This window comes from Bifidobacterium lemurum, from assembly GCF_014898175.1.
Taxonomy (GTDB): domain Bacteria; phylum Actinomycetota; class Actinomycetes; order Actinomycetales; family Bifidobacteriaceae; genus Bifidobacterium; species Bifidobacterium lemurum.
Genome location: NZ_CP062948.1, coordinates 2,947,142 through 2,965,103 on the forward strand (window position 1 = coordinate 2,947,142; position 17,962 = coordinate 2,965,103).

The following is a 17,962-nucleotide window of genomic DNA, read 5'->3' on the forward strand; positions in this document are numbered from 1 at the left end:
ACTGATATCCGAAGAGATTCCTCGACTCCGCTGCGCTCCGCTCGGAATGACGAAGAAGAACGACGGTCGTCAGAATGCTCAGCCCTGCTGAGCGTTCTGCCTGCGCTGCTTGGCGCGCCACTTGTACCAGTCCTCGCGGTTGAGGATGATCTTACGCACGCGGATCGCCTCGGGGGTCACCTCAACGCATTCGTCCTCGTTGGCGAAGTCCAACGACTCCTCGAGGCTCATGCGGATCGGCGGGGTGAGGGTTTCGAGCACGTCGGCGGTGGAGGAGCGCATGTTGGTCATATGCTTGGCCAGCGTGATGTTCACGTCGAGCTCGTCGGGCTTGTTGTTCACGCCCACGACCTGGCCTTCGTAGACCGGGGACTGCGGGTCGACGAAGAAGTTGCCTCGCGCCTGCAGACGCTGCATGGCGTACGGGGTGGCGATGCCCTTGCGGTCGCACACCATGGAGCCGTTCTGGCGGATGGTGATCTTGCCGGCCCACGGCGCGTATCCGGCGGAGATCGACGAGGCGATGCCGGTGCCGCGCGTGGATGAGAGCAGGGCGGTGCGGAAGCCGATCAGACCGCGGCTCGGCACGGTGAACTGCAGACGCACCCAGCCGGAGCCGTGGTTGGTCATGGAGTCCATGCGGCCCTTGCGGTCGGCCATGAGCTGGGTGACGGTGCCCATGTACTCCTCGGGCACGTCGATGGTGGTGTTCTCCATCGGCTCGTTGATCACGCCGTCGATGGTTTTAGTGACCACCTGCGGACGGCCGACGGTGAGCTCGTAGCCTTCGCGGCGCATCTGCTCGGCGAGCACGGCCAGGGCGAGTTCGCCGCGGCCCTGCACCTCCCAGGCGTCGGGACGGTCGGTGGGCAGCACCTTGATGGACACGTTGCCGATGAGCTCGCGGTCGAGGCGGTCCTTGATCATGCGGGCGGTGAGCTTGTGGTCCTTGCCTTCGGTGCCGGCCAGCGGGGAGTCGTTGATGCCGAAGGTCATGGAGATGGCCGGATCGTCCACATGGATGAGCGGCAGGGGCTTCGGATCGGACGGATCGACGATGGTCTCGCCGATCATGATGTCGTTCACGCCGGCGACGGCGACGATGTCGCCGGGGCCCGCGGAGGTGACGGGGATGCGCTCCAGGCCCTGCGTGCGCAGCAGCTCGGAGACGCGGAAGTTCGCGACGGATCCGTCCACACGGCTCAGACCGTAGGTTTTGCCCTTCTCCAGCGTGCCGTTGTAGATGCGCACGAGGCCGAGTCGTCCGAGGAAGTCGGAAGAGTCGATGTTGGCGACATGGGCCTGCAGCGGCTCGCCCTCCTCGTATTCGGGGGCGGGAATGTTGGAGATGATCGCCTCGAACAGCGGCTCGAGGTCCTCGTTGTCGGGCAGTCCGCCGTCGGCGGGCTGGTTCACGGAGGCGTAGCCGGCCTTGGCGGCGCAGTAGATCACCGGCAGTTCGAGCAGCGCGTCGAGGTCGAGGTCGACGCCTTCGTGCTGCACGTCGTCGGCCAGGCCGAGCAGCAGGTCGGAGGCCTCGCCCACGACCTCTTCGATGCGCGCGTCGGGACGGTCCACCTTGTTGACGCACAGAATCACCGGCAGCTTGGCCTCGAGGGCCTTGCGCAGCACGAAGCGGGTCTGCGGCAGCGGGCCTTCGGAAGCGTCGACGAGCAGCACCACGCCGTCGACCATGGAGATGCCGCGTTCCACCTCGCCGCCGAAGTCGGCGTGGCCGGGGGTGTCGATGATGTTGAGGGTGATGCCCTCGGGGTGGCCGTACTTCTCGGCCAGCGGGCCGGTGTACTGCACGGCCGTGTTCTTGGCGAGGATGGTGATGCCCTTCTCGCGTTCCAGATCGTTGGAGTCCATCACGCGGTCGGGGACCTCCTCACGCTCGGAGAAGACGTGGGACTGCTGGAGCATGGCATTGACCAGCGTGGTCTTGCCGTGGTCGACGTGAGCCACGATCGCCACATTACGGATATCACCGCGAACCGCCATGAAATACCTCTCTTAATTCCTGTTGATTCCTGGGTTCCAGATTGCGCCGGCGAATCGCCGGCCCCTTACACACAAACCGACACAATGCTACGCGCATTGCGCGACAGCCCTCGAAAACGAAAAAAACCGCGCACGCCGCGAGGGGCGGCCATCGAACGGCGGACCCCACGGCGTGCGCGGGAGACGACAGGAGAACGGGCTAATCCTCCAGATCGAGGCCCTTGCGTTCGGGCAGGCACAGGGCCGCGACGCAGGCCAACACGAACGCGGCGGCGAAGATGACGAAGGCGACCGTCTTGTCGCCGCCCGACATGGTCAGGAACCACGGCACCAGCAGCGGCGCGATGATGGCGGCCACACGGCCGCAGGCGGCGGCCGCTCCGGCTGCGGCGCCGCGCAGACGGGTCGGGTAGATCTCCGGCGTCACGGCGTAGAGCACGCCCCACGCGCCGAGGTTCGAGGCGGACAGCAGCATGCCGAACACCAGCACCAGAGCCACGGAACCGGCCTGCGAGAACAGGAAGGCTGCCACGGCGGAGACGGCGAGGAACACACTCAGGGTTTTGCGGCGGCCCCAGACCTCCACCAGCCACGCGGCGAGGAAATAGCCGGGAAGCTGGGCGATGGAGATCGCCAGGGTGTAGCCGAAGGATTTGGTCAGAGAACCGAACTGGTCGGCCAGCAGGCTCGGCATCCAGGTGAACGCGCCATAGTAGGAGAAGTTCACGAAGAACCAGGTGGCCCAGATGGCCGCGGTGCGGGCGATGTACTTGGATCCGAAGAGCTCGCGCGTCCTGATCTTCGGCAGCGGATGCCCCTTGGGGGAATCGACCGGAGCGACGCCCGAGGCCGCTTCGAAATACCGCACGGCCTTCTCGGCCTCGTCCTCGCGGCCCTGCGCCTCGAGGAATCGCACGGATTCGGGGATGTGCGCGCGGGTGACGATGGCGTACAGCAACGGCAGCGCGCCGATGAGCAGCGCCCAGCGCCAACCCCAGTCGCCGGTGTTCGGAATCACGAAGTAGCCGATCATCGCCGCGATGATCCAGCCGACGGCCCAGAAGGACTCCAACAGCACGGTCATGCGCCCGCGCTGCGCGGTCGGCGAGAACTCGGACACCAAGGTGGAGGCCACCGGCAGTTCCGCGCCCAATCCCAAGCCGATGACGAAGCGGGCGATGAGCAGCGCGGCCAGGGTCCAGCTGAAGGCCATGCCGGCGTTGGCCAGGCCGAAGATCACCAGCGTGGCGGCGAACACGGTTTTGCGGCCCACCCGGTCGGCCACGAAACCGCCCAGGGCGGCGCCGATGGCCATGCCGACGAATCCGATGGAGAGCACCCACGATTTCTCCGTGGCGCTGAGGTTGAAATGCGGGTCGGCGGCGATGGCGGCGACGACGAACGACACCAGGCCGACGTCCATGGCGTCGAACGCCCAGCCGATGCCGGAGGCGACCAGAAGTTTGCGATGCGCTTTGTTGAACGGCAGCCGGTCGAGACGCTCGTTGCGGGTGAGCATACCGTCCGCGCGCGCCGCCGCGGGCCGCGCCGATGGCGATGTCTGTGCTGTGGTCATCATTCCTTCTCTCATGGTGGTGTGATATCGATGGGCGGCGTGCCGATGGCGCGCCACGAATGCGGGGCGCCTATCCGCGGTGCGGGACCAGCGCCGAAAGCGGGTCGTCGAAGGCGCGCGCGTCCGATTCGCGCCTGAGCCGCAGTTCCTGATTGATGCGATGGAGCTCGTCGCCGAACAGTCCGCGCGTCCATGAGGCGGCGTCGCGCTCGGCGCGAGGCACATAGCGGTAGACGGCGGCGGGACGTTGCCGGCCTTCGCGGATCTTCTCCCCCGTGTCCTCCAGTTCGCCCGAGGCGAGGATCCTGCGGCGGAAGTTGGCCAGATCGACCGTCTGTCCGGCGATGGCCTCGACCACGCCGTGCAACTGGCGCAGGGTGAAGGTGGGGCCGATGAGACGAGCGACGACGTCGGGATATTCGATGGTCGTACGCAGGCGACGCAGCGCGTAGTCGACGATCTGCCGGTGGTCGAACGCCAGTTCGGGAAGCTCGTCTTCGGCGAACCACCGCATATCGTCGATGGAATCGGGTGTCCAGGTCTCCGTCCGCCCCACCATCGCCCAGTAGACGACGGTGACCATGGGCAGGCCGCCTTGCGAGCGGTCGGGCCCGCCGAAGGCGCGCAGCTGCTCGAGATAGCGCGGAGTCAACGCGGTGGTGGATTCCAACGCCTTGCACGCGGCGTGTTCCAAGGTCTCATCGGCGCTGACGTCTTCGCCGGGCAGCGCCCACATGCCGAGATACGGCTGTCGGGTGCGGCGCACCAACGGCATCCAGAGTCGGCGGTGCGGGACGGCCTGCCGCGGAACCGGCGATGTGGTTTTCGACGAGGCGCCGTCATCGGTATCGACGGACGCGGACGAGGCGTCATCGGAGCCCGGGCCCAGCGCCAGAATGACGACGGAGACGCCGACGTGCGGCGATTGCAGCCGTCTCTCCGAAACATTGCCGATGCCCATGCTCGCGCCTTTCTATACGGTCGCGCATGAGCATATCACTTATAGTCATAATGACCATAAGTAGTGGGCGTGTTGCGAACCCACCGTGAAATCGGCCCTATTCCTCGGATTGCGCCTCACGCAACGCGGATTCCGGACTCGGCATGAACGGTGCCAGCGACGGCAGCTGATCCAAGGATTCCAATCCCATCTTCTCCAAAAACAGACCCGAGGTGACCAGCAGCGCCGCACGCGAATCGGGATCCGTACCCTCCTCGCGCACCAGCCCGCGCACGGTGAGCGAACGGACCACGCCATCGGAATTCACGCCGCGGATGGCGGCGATCTGCGCGCGGGTCACCGGCTGCTTGTAGGCCACGATGGCCAGCGCCTCCAACGCGGCCTGGCTGAGGCGGGCGGTCTGCCCGTCGGTCACGAAGGCGGACACCACCGGCTCGAATTCCAAACGGTTGGCGAACTGCCAGCCACGCGCGGTATGACGCAGTTCGAATCCGCGATGTTCCGCCTCATAGGATTCGCGCAGCGTCTCCAACGCCCCTTCGACCGCATCCTCGTCCACGGCGAGCACGCGCGCGAGATCCTCCGCCTGCTGCGGCTGGTCAGCGACCATCAGAATCGCCTCCACACAGGCGTTCAGGCCTCCGGGAAAATCATCCACGGTGAAATCCACGTATTCGGGGCGGCTGGAAGAGGCGTTCTCGCTGTTCATCTTATGCAAAATCCCTTTCGCTGATATTCACATCGGACATCTCGTCGTCCACGCCGGGCATCCATCTCAGGTGCAGCGGAGCATACGGCCCGTCCTGCCTGAACTGGACGGCGCCTTGTTTGAAGAAGGCGAGAACGGCCAGGAACCGGGCCACGATTTCGATGCGATGCTCCGCATCCTCGGTGAGCTGGGCGAAGGTGATCGACTCCCCCGCCGGCAACGCGCGCAGCCGGTCGCGCACCAGAGCTGATTGGGCGCGCAGGTCGACCAGCGGCACATGCAGCTGGTGGACGCTGACCTGCGAGACGGGCGCGTTGGCGAACACCTGGGCCGCCAGCCTGGCCAGATCCTCCGCGCCCAAAGTCCAGGCGAGTTCGGGCAGCATGGCCGCCACGGTGTCGTCCACCACGCCGGGATGGGGGAACCGGCCGGAATTCGCGGCGAAGCGCGCGCGGAAATCATTGGACGCCTGTTTGAACGCGCGGTACTGCAACAGCCTCGCGAACAGCAGATCGCGTTCGCGCAGGGCTTCGAGACTCTGCTCGTCGCGGCGCTCGTCCTCGCCGCCCGGCAGCAAGGCGACGCTTTTCGCCTCCACCAGAATCGAGGCGACGTCGAGGAATGCGCTGGCCTCGTCCATATCGCGCGCGAAATCCAACGTGCGCGCGTAGGCGAGGAACTCCTCGGTGATGGTGGACAACGACACCTCGGTGAGCTCCAGCCGATTGTTGGCGATCATGCCGAGCAACGCGTCGAAGGGACCGGAATACACCTCCAGATCCACATGGAATCCGGAAGCCGACTCCGTCTCGGACGGGACGTCCGTCTGGTCGGCGATCAGCCGTTCGATCTCATCCATGGCGCGCCACGCTCCCATACGTCATACGCGCAACCCGCGCGGAAGGCGCGGACGCGACGCGACGGGCCCTCGGGGACGCCGAGCATGCCAGGCGACGCATCAGGCGATGATGCCCCGCGACACCAGCTCGCGCGCCACCTCGCGGTATTCCTTGCTGGTTTTGTGCCCGGGCGCGAAGATGGTGATCGGAGCGGCGGCCACGGTGGAATCCGGCAGTTTGATGGAACGTGAGATCACCGTGTGGAACACCTTGTCGTCGAACGCCTCGTAGATGCGCTGCAGCACCTCCTCGCAGTGCAGGGTCTTGGTGAACATCGTCACCAGCACGCCGTACACCTGCAGATCGGGATTGATGCGGCTGCGCACCTTGTCGATGGACTGCATGAGTAGGGCCACGCCGCGCAGGGCGAAGAACTCGGCGGCCACGGGGATGATCACTCCATCCGCCGCGGTGAGCGCGTTGACGGTGAGCAGGCCGAGCGAGGGCTGGCAGTCGATGATGATCACGTCGTATTCGGCCTTGAGCCTGCGCAGCACGCCGGCCAGCACCTGTTCGCGCCCGACCTCGGTGACCAGCTGCACCTCGGCCGCGGACAGGTCGATGTTCGCGGGGATGATGTCGATGTCCTCGAAGGCGGTGTGGTGCACCACCTCATGCGGGTCCATGGACGGGTTGAACAACGCCGTGTAGATGGTGTTCTCCACCGTGTTCGCGTTGATGCCCAATCCCACCGTGGCCGCGCCCTGCGGGTCGAAATCGACGATCAGCACACGGCGGCCGTACTGGCTGAGCGCGCCGGCGATATTGATGGAGCTGGTGGTTTTGCCCACGCCGCCCTTCTGGTTGCACATGGCGATGACCCGCGCCGGACCGTGCTGACGCAGCGGTTCGGGGGCGGGGAAGGTTTCGTAGACGCGTCCAAGCAAATCCGTAGGCATAGTGTTCACCTTAGCAATATCCTTCGCCGCCACATCGCCCAAATCGAGCGATCCCTGCGCAAACGTTCCGTCTTCCACCCCATCAGCCTATCGTGTCGTCCGGTCCGGCGGCAGACTGCCACGCCGAGAACCCCGACTTCGCCCGGCATCGCCGCGGCGATGTCGTGCCGCGCGCGGTCTCGAGCGAAGTCGAGGCATCTCCTGTCGGCGGCGTCACCTCGCGCGCGGATGGGCGGTCAGATACGCCTCGATGAGGTTCTCCGGCGCGACATGCGTGTAGATCTGCGTGGTGGTGACGCTGGCGTGTCCCAGCAGCTCCTGCACGGTGCGCACGTCAGCGCCTCCCTGGATCAGATGCGTGGCGAAGGAATGCCGCAGGGTGTGGGGGTGCAGCGGTTTGGCGATATGGGCGCGCTCCCCCGCGCCGCGCACGATCTCCCACACCGATTGGCGGGACAGCCGACGGCCCCGCTTGTTGAGGAACAACGCGCGCCGTTCGACGTTCGGTGCGTGCGCCCGGCGTTCGAGTTCGGGACGAGACCGTTCGAGATAGCGGCGCAGGGCCGCGCACGCGTAGCCTCCGACCGGCACCAGACGCTGTTTGGATCCTTTGCCCATCAGACGGGCGACCCGCTCGTCAAGGTCGACGTCCTCCAGATTCGCGCCGGTGGCCTCGGAGACACGGCATCCGGTGGCGTACATGAATTCGAGCAGCGCCTTGTCGCGCAGCTCCACCGGATCGAGGGCGCCGTCTTCGGCGTTCGGAACGACCGGGGCGACCGCGTCGAGCAAGCGCGACACCTCGTCCACCGTCAGCACGTCCGGCAGGGTGGACGCGCCTTTGGGCGCCTTCACCGAAGCCGATACGTCATCGGACACGACATGCTGGGTCAGGGCGAATTTGTGGAACTCATGCACGCTGGCAAGACGACGGGCCTTGCTGCGCGCGCTTTCGCCGGCGTCGTCGAGCGAGGCGACGTAGCGTTCCACGTCATGGCGGGTGATGCGGGAAAGGTCGTCGATGCCTTGGGTGTCCAGCCAGTCGAAGTATTTGCCGAGATCGGATTCGTACGCCTTCACCGTGGACGGGGCCAATCCGCGTTCCACATCGATATGGGCGAGGAACTGCTCGAGCAGCGGCGCGAATCCGTAAGTCATAGGCTCCAGTGTATTACGGCGGGTTCGACCCGCGATGCCGGGCGATACCACGATGCCGTCGGATACGATGATGCCCCGCTCGCCACGGACGAGCGGGGCATCATGCCAGAAGAATCGATCAGACCTCGACCGGGGCGTTCACATCCTCGGGCAGGGCGGCCTTGGCGGCGTCCACGATGGCCTTGAAGGTCTCGGGATCGGACACGGCCAGCTCGGCGAGGGCGCGGCGGTCCAGCTCGATGCCGGCCAGCTTCAGACCCTGGATGAAGCGGTTGTAGGTGATGCCCTCGGCGCGGACCGCGGCGTTGATGCGCTGGATCCACAGCTTGCGGAAGTCGCCCTTGCGGGCCTTGCGGTCGCGGAAGTTGTAGTTAAAGGAGTGAAGCAGCTGCTCCTTGGCCTTGCGGTACAGACGGGAGCGCTGGCCGCGGTAGCCGGAAGCCCTCTCGAGAACGACGCGACGCTTCTTGTGGGCGTTCACTGCGCGCTTGACACGTGCCATATTCTATTCCTCAGCTTTCTTAAAAGTCGTAAATTCCGGTGGGGCTCACTTGTTGAGCATGCGCTTGAGCTTCTTGGCCTGCGGGGCGGCGATCACGGTGTCGGTGGACAGCGCGCGACGCTTGCGGGACGACTTGTGCTCAAGGTTGTGGCGCATGGCGCTGCCGACCTGCATCAGCTTGCCCTTGCCGGTGACACGGACGCGCTTGGAAGCGGCGGAATTACTTTTCATCTTCGGCATTGCTGCCCTCCTTGGTGTTGTTCTTCTGTTCGGAAGTCTGGGGTGCGATCTTGGCGTTCGCCTCGGCCATGGCCTGGGCTTGGGCCTCCTGCTTGGCGGCAAGACGCGCGGCCTGCCGGGCCTGGCGTTCGGCGCGGGACTGGTCGCCGCGACGACGCTGCTCGGACTGGGTGTGCACCTTCTTGCCCTTGGGCGCCAACGTCATGATGATGTTGCGGCCCTCCTGCTTCGGCTGGGATTCCACCGTGCCGAATTCCTCGACGTCGGCGGCCAAGCGCTGCAGCAGCTCGACGCCACCGATCGGACGGGACTGTTCGCGGCCGCGCAGCATGATCGTGACCTTGACCTTGTCTCCGCCGTTGAGGAAGCGGGTCACATGGCCCTTCTTCACCTCGAAATCGTGGTCGTCGATCTTCAGGCGGAAACGGATCTCCTTGATCTCCGCCGTGCTCTGGTTACGGCGGGCCTCACGGGCCTTGATCTTCTCGTTGTACTTGAACTTGCCGTAGTCGATGAGCTTCGCAACCGGAGGCTTCGCGTTGGGCGCCACCTCGACGAGATCGAGGTTCGCTTCCTTCGCCAGGTTGAGGGCGACCGCGGTCGCGATGACTCCCACCTGCTCACCCTTCGGGCCGATCAGGCGTACCTGCGGGACGCGAATCTCGTCGTTAATGCGTGGTTCGTCGCTGATGATGACTCCAATCCTCATGTTCCTTCAGCGGTGTTCCGGACCGGATCGTCTTCTAAGCTCCGTGTTCATGGCAAGCCGCGACCATCGCGCGTCGCGCGCTCGATCGCATACGGACACCTTGCGTGCCGTCAGCCGTTCTTCTATCGCGCGCCAAACGCGCCGGAACGGCGAGGCCATTGCCTTGAACCCGAAGCCCTGAAAGGCTTCCAGGTGGGGAATTCCCGCTTTCTTGATTTCTCAAGCCTTGTCGATATTACCATATGGCCGGACAACCGCGACACACCGCCGGCCCGCGCGTCAACTCAGCGCGTCGATCAGACCGGCGATGCCCTCCTCGCGCAGGATCTCGCGATACGGTTCCGCCTCCCGTTCGATCAGCTGGTCGATGGCGCGCATGCCCAGCACCTCGACCGGCGCCTGGTCGTCGGTGAGAATGGTCGAATCCGCGTCCGGCTCGTCGACCTCCTCGAACCGCGCGGCCACCTCGTCCATCTCCCATTTGAGTTCGTCGCTGTGCGTGCGCATATAGGTGGTGGAGCGCAGCGGAATCGCCTTGGCGTCGCGTTTGATGTCGCTCGCGCCTTTGGTGGACTTGTCCTCGCCGATGGTTTTGGCGAACAACTCGCGGTTGGTGGTGTTCGGCACGTCGGCGGTGAGCATGTTGCGTTCCCCGAACACGCTGGCGATGGTGTCGGTGAGAGCCTCGTTGATCGAGCCTTCGCCGTCGGAGATCATGTTCATGTTCACCACCATCACGCCGCCGGGGTTCAGATGCTCCTTGACCATCTCGAAGAACTCGACCGAGCTCATCTGGAAAGGTATGGTGATGTCCTGATACGCGTCGACCATGATCACGTCGTAGGTCTCGTCGCTGGCGGCGAGCCATGCGCGCCCGTCGTAGGTGGAGACGGGCACGTCGGCCGGCTCGTCGAAGTACTCCCCGGCCAGTTCGGTGATCTTCTCGTCGATCTCCACGCCGGTGATCTCCATATCAGGGTAATACTGCCTGAGCTGGCGCGCGTAGGTGCCGGTGCCCATGCCGAGGATCAGGGCGGAGTCGGCGTTGTCGGCGAGCGCGGGGGCGGCGAGGGCCGTGTCGTAGTACATGCCGGTGAGGCCCTCGTCCTTCATGGTGACGGACTGCACGCCGAACAGCACGTTGGTGGACAGGATCGTGCGGTCGGAGAGGTTCTTGACCTGCAGATAGTTGTAGATCGACTCGCCCTCGTAGGCGAGGTTCGTCTCCCAGAACGCGAATCCGCTCAGGGGCGAGACGCAGGAGGTGGCCACGAAGACGACCGTGGAGACGACGCAGGCGACGCGGCGGGCCTTGATCGAGATGAAATAGACCAGGGGGATCAGCAGCAGCACGCCCGAGAAGATCAGGAAGGTCACGAAGGTGCCCACGGCGGGGATGGTCACGAAGGTGGGCAGGAAGGTGCCGAGGATCGAGCCGATGGTGTTGCATGCGGAAAGACGGCCGACCACGGAGGCGTTGTCCTCGAGCGAGTCGGTGGCGAATTTGTTCAGGCCCGCGGTCACGGTGCCGAGCAGGAACAGCGGCGGCACGAAGATGACCATGCAGCTGACGAAGGCCGCGACGATGAGGAAGTTGGTCGACACGCTTACGATCAGAAGTCCGGAGATGGCCAGGATCACGTATTTGCCGACCAGCGGGATCAGCGCGATCCATACGGCCGCGATCATGATGCGGAAATACAGCTTGTCGGGATTCGGGTCCTTGTCGGCCCATTTGCCGCCGAACACCGCGCCGAGCGCCAGCGCGATCATGATGGTGCCGATGATGATGGTCCATACGATCTGGGAGCTGGAGAAGTAGGGGGCGAGCAGACGCGAGGCGCCCAGCTCGGCCGCCATGACGGCCATGCCCGAGAAGAACTCCGTGATGTACAGGAAGATCTTCGATTTGAGGATCGGCCGTTCGCTGTCCTGCGTCTTCACCGCCATGCTGGTTCCCTCTCGTATCGTTCGCTATGTGGACTGCGCCCAGATTATCAGCCCCGCACGCCGGCGCATAGGCGTTGTCTGCACGGCGAACCGGGCGGGTCGGACGAAAAACCGCCTCGGGCATGATGCGTCCCGCTTGTCCGGGATCGTCTCGCGATCCGCCTCGGACGCGTACACTGGCCGGTATGAGCGATATGGGCAAGGTCTGCGTGGTGTTCGGGGCGGGAAGCTACTACGACGAGATTCCGGTCATTCCCCAAGGCGCGCTCGTCGTGGCCGCGGACGGCGGTTACGACCATGCGCTTTCGTTGGGCGTCACGCCCGATGTGGCGATCGGCGATTTCGATTCGATCAGCGGGATGCCGGATTCCCGTCCGGATGGCGGCATGTCGGGCGGCGGGCGCGTGCGCACCATCGCGTTGCCCGCGCAGAAGGACGAGACCGACATGCCGCAGGCGGTGAAGGTCGGCTGGAACCAGGGCATTCGCGTGTTCCATATCTTCGGCGGTCTCGGAGGCCGGCTCGACCATGCGTTGGCGAATCTGCAGATGCTGGCCGACATCGCGAGGCACGGCGGCATCGGATTCCTGCATGGCGACGGCAGCGTCGCCACGGCCGTCACGGATGGGGAGATCCGTTTTCCCGCGAACCAGGTGGCCGCGCGGCGCATGGTCTCCGTGTTCGCGCATTCCGACAAGGCGTTGGGCGTGACGATTCGGGGGCTGAAATACGAGACGGATCCGGTCGATTGGACGAACAGCCACGCGCTGGGAGTCAGCAACGAGTTCCTGCCCGGCATCCCCTCCTCCATCAGCGTGCGCGAAGGCACGCTGATCGTCACCTATCCCGTGGAGGCTCCGCAACCTCAATGGCGCAGCGGTGTGGAACAGGACGCGTCCTTCGGAGAGATCGACGACCGCCGGTCCGAACTGCTCTCCCCGCTCTTCCATGGCTGACGTCGCCGCCCGTGCGGCATTGCCGGCATGACATGGGAGATCCGGCCCGATCGATGCCGCACGACTGCGCAGAGGACGACCGCGCAGTCGTTGTGAACGCTCACGGAAGTTGCGCCTTGAGACTGAAAACACGCGCCAAACGTTGCCGTAAGTACAGGCGACGCATTAGAGTAAGGAACGTTGGTAAACAATGGCCGCCGCGCCACCGTGCGCCAAGGCCTATCCCAAAGGGAGAAATACATGACAGTTAAGATTGGTATCAACGGCTTCGGTCGTATCGGTCGTCTCGCCTTCCGCCGCATCTTCGAGCTTCAGGCTCGCGGTGGCCAGGCTGGTGACATCGAAGTTGCCGCCATCAACGATCTGACCTCGCCGGCCGCCCTCGCCTACCTGCTGAAGTACGACAGCACCCACGGCACCTTCAAGCACGACGACGGCACCCTGGTCGACGTGAAGGCCACCGAGGACTCCATCATCGTCGACGGCAAGGAATACAAGGTCTACGCCGAGAAGGACGCCAACAACATCCCGTGGGTCAAGAACGACGGCGTCGAGTTCGTGCTCGAGTGCACCGGCTTCTACACCTCCGCCGAGAAGTCCCAGGCCCACCTCAACGCAGGCGCCAAGAAGGTCCTGATCTCCGCCCCGGCCAAGGACGCCGACACCCCGACCGTCGTGTTCGGTGTGAACCACGACATCCTCAAGGCCGACGACGTGATCGTCTCCGCCGGTTCCTGCACCACCAACTCCATGGCCGCCATGGTCAAGCTGCTCAACGACAAGTGGGGCATCAAGGCCGGCTTCATGACCACCATCCACGCCTACACCGGCACCCAGATGATCCTGGACGGCCCGCGTGGCACCAAGTCCGGCCGCGACCTGCGCGCCGCCGCGGTGAACACCATCGCCCACTCCACCGGTGCCGCCAAGGCCATCGGCAAGGTCGTCCGGAGGTCAACGGCAAGCTGCAGGGCCACGCCCAGCGCGTGCAGGTTCCGGACGGATCCGTCACCGAGCTGACCACCGTGCTGAACGTCGAGACCACCGCCGACGAGATCAACGAGGCCTTCAAGGCCGCGTTCTCCGACACGGACTACTACGGCTACAACGATGAGGGCATCGTCTCCGGCGACATCATCGGCGACACCCACGGCGGCGTGTTCGACCCGACCCAGACCGACGTCAACACCGTCGACGGCGTGACCCTGGCCCGCACCGTGTCCTTCTACGACAACGAGTACGGCTTCACCTGCAACATGGTGCGCACCCTGCTGTACTTCGCCGAGATCTCCGAGTGACCCGACGCGGTCTGACGACCGCAACGGTTCCCATGGAACTCATCAGGAAGCCCTCGCCCACGGCGAGGGCTTCCTCGTTATTACGGTGTTTCCCGGTAAAGAGATCCTTCGACTTCGGGCTTCGCCCTCCGCTCAGGATGACGAATAACCATTATCAACGTCATCCTGAGCGCAGGCCGTTAGGCCGGAGTCGAAGGATCTCAACACGGATAGCCACGCGAAGGCTACCGGCGGAGCTCAGATGGTAATACGAAGTGCATATTCTCCTTGATGGTCTCCACCGAGGAGATATCGTCATAGCCCATGTCCTGCAGGGCCGAGACCACGCCTTCGACGTATTCCTCGGGCACCGACGCGCCCGAGGAGACGCCCACGGCCTCGACGCCTTCGAACCAGGCCGGATCAAGCTCGCCCGCGTCGTCGACGCGATGCGCGTCGCCGCGTCCGGCCAAGGCCTCCTGCGCGACCTCCATCAGACGCACGGAATTCGAGGAGTTCGCCGATCCGACGATCACCACGGCATCGGACCGCTCGGCCACCAATTTCACCGCGGCCTGCCGGTTGCTGGTGGCATAGCAGATATCGGAGCTCGGCGGCTCCTCGATCCAGGGGAACCGGGCTTTCAAGGCGGCTATCGTCTCGGCCGTCTCGTCGATGCTCAATGTGGTCTGGCTGAGCAGCACCAATTTGGTCATCGGTTCGAACCGCAGATCAGCGACATCGCCGGCGCGTTCGATCAGATGCACGTGTTCGGGACTCTCCCCCACCACGCCGACCGCCTCGTCGTGGCCCTTATGCCCGATGTAGACGATTTCGTATCCCTCGCGCACGAAGCGCAGCACCTCGCGATGCACCTTGCCCACCAGCGGGCAGGTCGCGTCCACGATATGCAATCCCCGCTCCTCGGCCTCGCGCTTCACCGCGGGCGACACGCCGTGCGCGGAGAACACCACCGGAACGCCGGCCGGGCCGGCATCGTCCGGAATCTCATCCAATTCCTCGACGAACACCGCGCCCTGCGCGGCCAAGTCCTCGACCACATGGCGGTTATGAACGATCTGCCGGCGCACATACACGGGAGGCAAGCCGTCGCCAAGCCCTCCCCCACGGGCCGAACTGGCCTTGAGTATCGTCTGCACGGTCAGAATCGCACGATCCACTCCAGCGCAGAATCCGCGTGGATCCGCCAATACGATACGTTTGCCCATCTTGCGTTCGCCTCCTTATCGGTCAGTCCACCAGTGTATCCGCCAAACGCAACCTTCGTACGATATCGAACGCAGTCCTATGTTCCGCGCGCCACCGGTATCCGCACGAGCGAATGCCGGCACGCTCGCGCCGCATCCTCCATGGCGATCGGGGACGGAACGCCCAGCCGGTCCTTCCGTCCTCCACTCGTGGCGTGTCGCGACACCGCCATATGCACGAGCGACGAAACCACGCATAAGGTACTAGACTGTTGCGTTAGCGATAACAATCGTTATCGGACAACGACACCAGCACTATGGGAGTGATCATAATGGCATGCACGAACCTGCCTCCGCGCACCGGACAGCAGTACGCGATTTCCTACGGCGACTACCAGGCCGTCGTCACCCAGCTCGGCGCCACGCTGCGCAAGCTCACCTACCAGGGCAAGAACGTGATCGTGCCGCTCGGCGCCGACGATCCGGTGACCTGCTGCCACGGCCAGATCCTCATCCCTTCCCCAACCGCATCGAAGCCGGCACCTACACCTTCGAGGGCACGACCTACACGCTGCCCATCGACGAGCACGACCGCAACACCGCCATCCACGGCTACGGATACCGCTCCTACTGGACTCTGGTGAGCCTCGAGGAGGCCAAGGTCACGCTGTCGTGGCGTTCGCCCCATATGAACGGCTACCCCTTCGACATCGTCGTCACCGCCACCTATGAGCTGAGCGACAAGGGCTGTCCATCACCGTCGCCGCCACCAACCACGGCGACGCGAACGCCCCGTGGGCCCTGGCGATCCACCCGTGGCTCGACAACGGCTTCAACGGCTATGGCGACGAGATCGACGGACACAACGCCCAATGCTCCCTGACCGTGCCGGCCGACACGCACGTCACCGTCGACGAGAACCTCATCCCCACGGGCACCGAGCCGGTGGATGGCACCAAGTACGATCTGCGGACGGCCACCCTCCTCACCGAACAGCCCTTCGACGACGCGTGGACCGACCTGCATCACAACGCCGACGGCACCGTGACCGCCACGTTCACCCGCCCCGACGGCCTGACCATCAAGGTGGGCGGCGACGAGACCATCACCTCGTTCCAAGTGTGCACCGGCACCGGATTCCCCGCCTTCCAGCATCCGGCCGGCACCGCGGTCGAGCCGCAGACCGCCTACGCCAACGCCTTCAACACCGGCGAGGACCTGATCGTCATCGAGCCGGGCGCCACCAGCGCCACCACGCTGTTCCTCAGCGCGCAGCAGGCCTGACGAAGCGTCGCACAGGGCTTCGGGCAAACCGCCGAACGGACGTCCGGTTTGCCTGAAGTCGCGTCTGTGTGCGATAATCCCGTAGGCTTATTCATCATAAGTAAAGGAGTCCATCATGGGCATGCGCGGACGCAAGCGCAAGGATCGTCGTAAGAAGGCCGCCAACCACGGCAAGCGCCCAAACGCCTGATCTTCACGCGTCAAGAAACGTGGAAACCCGCCTGAGCGAAGCCGGGCGGGTTTTTCGTATTTCATGTCTCCCGGAACAGCGGAACCAACGAGCCTTCGCGCCGCCTCTTCGACACACGCCAGGCTATTTTGCACATGGCCAGGCTATTCCTTGCAGCAGTGGTCGAGCGCGTCGCGCAGACGCGCCATCAGGCACTCGGGTGCCTGTTCGGGGCGCAGATAGGACCGCAGCGCCGCGATCAGGGCCTGTTCGCGCTCGTCGCAGCATGTGGTCGGGTCGAAACAGTCGCCTGCCCCATCCACGCGGGTGGCTTTGATCACGGTCCGCGACGCGACGCCCGCACATCCCATACGGGCGGAGTCGTCCGTCTGGTGTCGTGAATCGTGGTCACGGCGGTGATGCGCACGTCCGTATGGGTCACCGTGCCGTCCGCGTCGGTATGGGGTGATGGAGATATGACGATGACGTTCGATGGGATCGTTCATGCCCGCTCCCTTCCGCCGATGGCCGCATTGCTGCTTTCATTATCGCGGCTGCGTTCCGATTGCGCGATAGTGAACCGCGTGGGGTCCGCGTGTCGTATCCGCGCTCTTTGGCGTAGGCGGCGAGCTCGCGTTTGAGCTGCGTGCGGCGCGGTTGAGGCGGCTCATCACCGTGCCGATCTTGACGCCCTGCTCGTCGGCCACCTGCTGATAGGACTTGCCGTCGATCGCCGCGTCGATGAACACCTGACGGCGTTCCGGACTGAGTTTGGAGAGCGCGGCCATGATCTCCTCGGGGCGAAGGCGTCGAGATACTCCTGCTCGGCTGATTTCAATCCCTCCGAGGAGTGCTCGGATGCGGCGTAGATGTCCCAGTCGTCGTATTCGCCGCTGGAATCGTTGGCTCGCTGCGGACGCCGCTTCGCCTTGGCGTATTGGTTGAAATACGCGTTGCGTTCGATGGTGGTCATCCACGCCTCGAAGTTCGTGCCCGGCTCGAAGGAGTCGAAGGCCTTGAACCCCCTCTCGAAGGTGTCCTGCACCAAATCCTGCGCGTCCTCGGGGTTGTTGGTCAGCCGCATCGCCTGCCGGTAAAGCACGTCGACGGCGGGCATGGCAAGCTCCTCGAAACGCGCGCGGCGTTCGGCATGGTCTCCGTCCGTTCTTCGGTCACAATGCACCATTGTAACCCGTCGAGCGGAGGCTTCTGCCCCTTCGTCGACTCCGAATCCCCACTACCACCAAAAACGCACATGCCGGCGGGTAGAATGGCTCTTCGATATAACCGGTAAGGGAGAAAAAGAACCATGGCTTTGACACTGGCTACGGCCACCGAACTGCTCAAGCGTCACCACCTGCTCCGTGAGATCGTTCAGGGCGATATCTGGACGATGGACGCCAGCCGGATACCTCACTCCGATCGGTCTTTCGACTCCGTCACCTACGACACCCGGCAGGT

General features: G+C 64.6%; 15 protein-coding genes and 3 pseudogenes. 4 read left to right on the plus strand and 14 right to left on the minus strand.

From position 1 onward, the window contains the following. Positions 1-78 precede the first annotated feature (78 nt). The 11 genes from typA to BL8807_RS11850 form a co-directional block, all read right to left on the minus strand. Entirely contained in the window at positions 79-2,004 is a 1,926-nt protein-coding gene (gene typA, locus BL8807_RS11800) for a translational GTPase TypA (protein ID WP_072725241.1), read from the minus strand. A gap of 199 nt (positions 2,005-2,203) precedes the next feature. Further along, positions 2,204-3,580: an MFS transporter gene (locus tag BL8807_RS11805; protein WP_072725238.1), complete on the minus strand. Its 1,377-nt coding sequence runs from the start codon at positions 3,578-3,580 to the stop codon at positions 2,204-2,206. A 70-nt stretch (positions 3,581-3,650) separates the two neighbouring features. Then, positions 3,651-4,541: an NUDIX hydrolase gene (locus BL8807_RS11810; RefSeq protein WP_072725236.1), complete on the minus strand. Its 891-nt coding sequence runs from the start codon at positions 4,539-4,541 to the stop codon at positions 3,651-3,653. Positions 4,542-4,638: 97 nt separating this feature from the next. Beyond that, positions 4,639-5,250, minus strand: a complete 612-nt coding sequence (gene scpB, locus BL8807_RS11815) for an SMC-Scp complex subunit ScpB (RefSeq protein ID WP_072725234.1) — start codon at positions 5,248-5,250, stop codon at positions 4,639-4,641. 1 nt (position 5,251) lies between these two features. Continuing rightward, positions 5,252-6,109, minus strand: coding sequence for a segregation and condensation protein A (locus tag BL8807_RS11820; RefSeq protein WP_072725232.1), 858 nt, complete (start codon positions 6,107-6,109; stop codon positions 5,252-5,254). A gap of 99 nt (positions 6,110-6,208) precedes the next feature. Further along, positions 6,209-7,048 carry a ParA family protein gene (locus tag BL8807_RS11825; protein ID WP_072725230.1) on the minus strand — a complete coding sequence of 280 codons (840 nt, stop codon included), beginning with the start codon at positions 7,046-7,048 and terminating at the stop codon, positions 6,209-6,211. 213 nt (positions 7,049-7,261) lie between these two features. Continuing rightward, a complete protein-coding gene (gene xerD, locus BL8807_RS11830) occupies positions 7,262-8,206 on the minus strand; it encodes a site-specific tyrosine recombinase XerD (RefSeq protein WP_072725228.1) in 945 nt (314 codons plus the stop codon). 118 nt (positions 8,207-8,324) lie between these two features. Further along, complete coding sequence (rplT, locus tag BL8807_RS11835; protein ID WP_072725226.1) at positions 8,325-8,708, minus strand: 50S ribosomal protein L20; 384 nt, start codon at positions 8,706-8,708, stop codon at positions 8,325-8,327. Between the two features lie 45 nt (positions 8,709-8,753). After that, positions 8,754-8,948 (minus strand): 50S ribosomal protein L35, encoded by a 195-nt coding sequence (gene rpmI / locus BL8807_RS11840; protein WP_072725224.1) that lies wholly within the window; start codon positions 8,946-8,948, stop codon positions 8,754-8,756. Beyond that, positions 8,929-9,657, minus strand: coding sequence for a translation initiation factor IF-3 (gene infC, locus BL8807_RS11845; protein WP_072725221.1), 729 nt, complete (start codon positions 9,655-9,657; stop codon positions 8,929-8,931). Before infC ends, rpmI begins: the two co-directional genes overlap by 20 nt. Before the next feature lie 279 nt (positions 9,658-9,936). After that, a complete protein-coding gene (locus BL8807_RS11850; RefSeq protein ID WP_072725219.1) occupies positions 9,937-11,607 on the minus strand; it encodes a spermidine synthase in 1,671 nt (556 codons plus the stop codon). A gap of 194 nt (positions 11,608-11,801) precedes the next feature. Here BL8807_RS11850 and BL8807_RS11855 point away from each other — a divergent pair, with 194 nt between their 5' ends. Together BL8807_RS11855 and gap are read left to right on the plus strand one after the other, a co-directional pair. Then, positions 11,802-12,563, plus strand: coding sequence for a thiamine diphosphokinase (locus BL8807_RS11855; RefSeq protein WP_072725216.1), 762 nt, complete (start codon positions 11,802-11,804; stop codon positions 12,561-12,563). A gap of 240 nt (positions 12,564-12,803) precedes the next feature. Next, positions 12,804-13,861: pseudogene (gene gap, locus BL8807_RS11860) on the plus strand (type I glyceraldehyde-3-phosphate dehydrogenase). A 224-nt stretch (positions 13,862-14,085) separates the two neighbouring features. Here gap and BL8807_RS11865 read toward each other — a convergent pair. Further along, positions 14,086-15,069: a 4-hydroxy-3-methylbut-2-enyl diphosphate reductase gene (locus BL8807_RS11865; protein ID WP_072725212.1), complete on the minus strand. Its 984-nt coding sequence runs from the start codon at positions 15,067-15,069 to the stop codon at positions 14,086-14,088. Between the two features lie 311 nt (positions 15,070-15,380). Here BL8807_RS11865 and BL8807_RS11870 point away from each other — a divergent pair. Together BL8807_RS11870 and BL8807_RS12235 are read left to right on the plus strand one after the other, a co-directional pair. After that, positions 15,381-16,332, plus strand: a pseudogene (locus BL8807_RS11870) (aldose 1-epimerase family protein). Between the two features lie 115 nt (positions 16,333-16,447). Next, positions 16,448-16,522 carry a 50S ribosomal protein bL37 gene (locus BL8807_RS12235; RefSeq protein WP_003817083.1) on the plus strand — a complete coding sequence of 25 codons (75 nt, stop codon included), beginning with the start codon at positions 16,448-16,450 and terminating at the stop codon, positions 16,520-16,522. 143 nt (positions 16,523-16,665) lie between these two features. Here the strand turns inward: BL8807_RS12235 and BL8807_RS11875 are convergent, their stop codons facing one another. Both BL8807_RS11875 and BL8807_RS11880 read right to left on the minus strand, forming a co-directional pair. Then, complete coding sequence (locus BL8807_RS11875; protein ID WP_226847386.1) at positions 16,666-17,007, minus strand: hypothetical protein; 342 nt, start codon at positions 17,005-17,007, stop codon at positions 16,666-16,668. Beyond that, positions 16,940-17,687, minus strand: a pseudogene (locus tag BL8807_RS11880) (sigma-70 family RNA polymerase sigma factor). The gene BL8807_RS11875 and the pseudogene BL8807_RS11880 overlap by 68 nt, the downstream one beginning before the upstream one ends. Between the last annotated feature and the right edge of the window lie 275 nt (positions 17,688-17,962).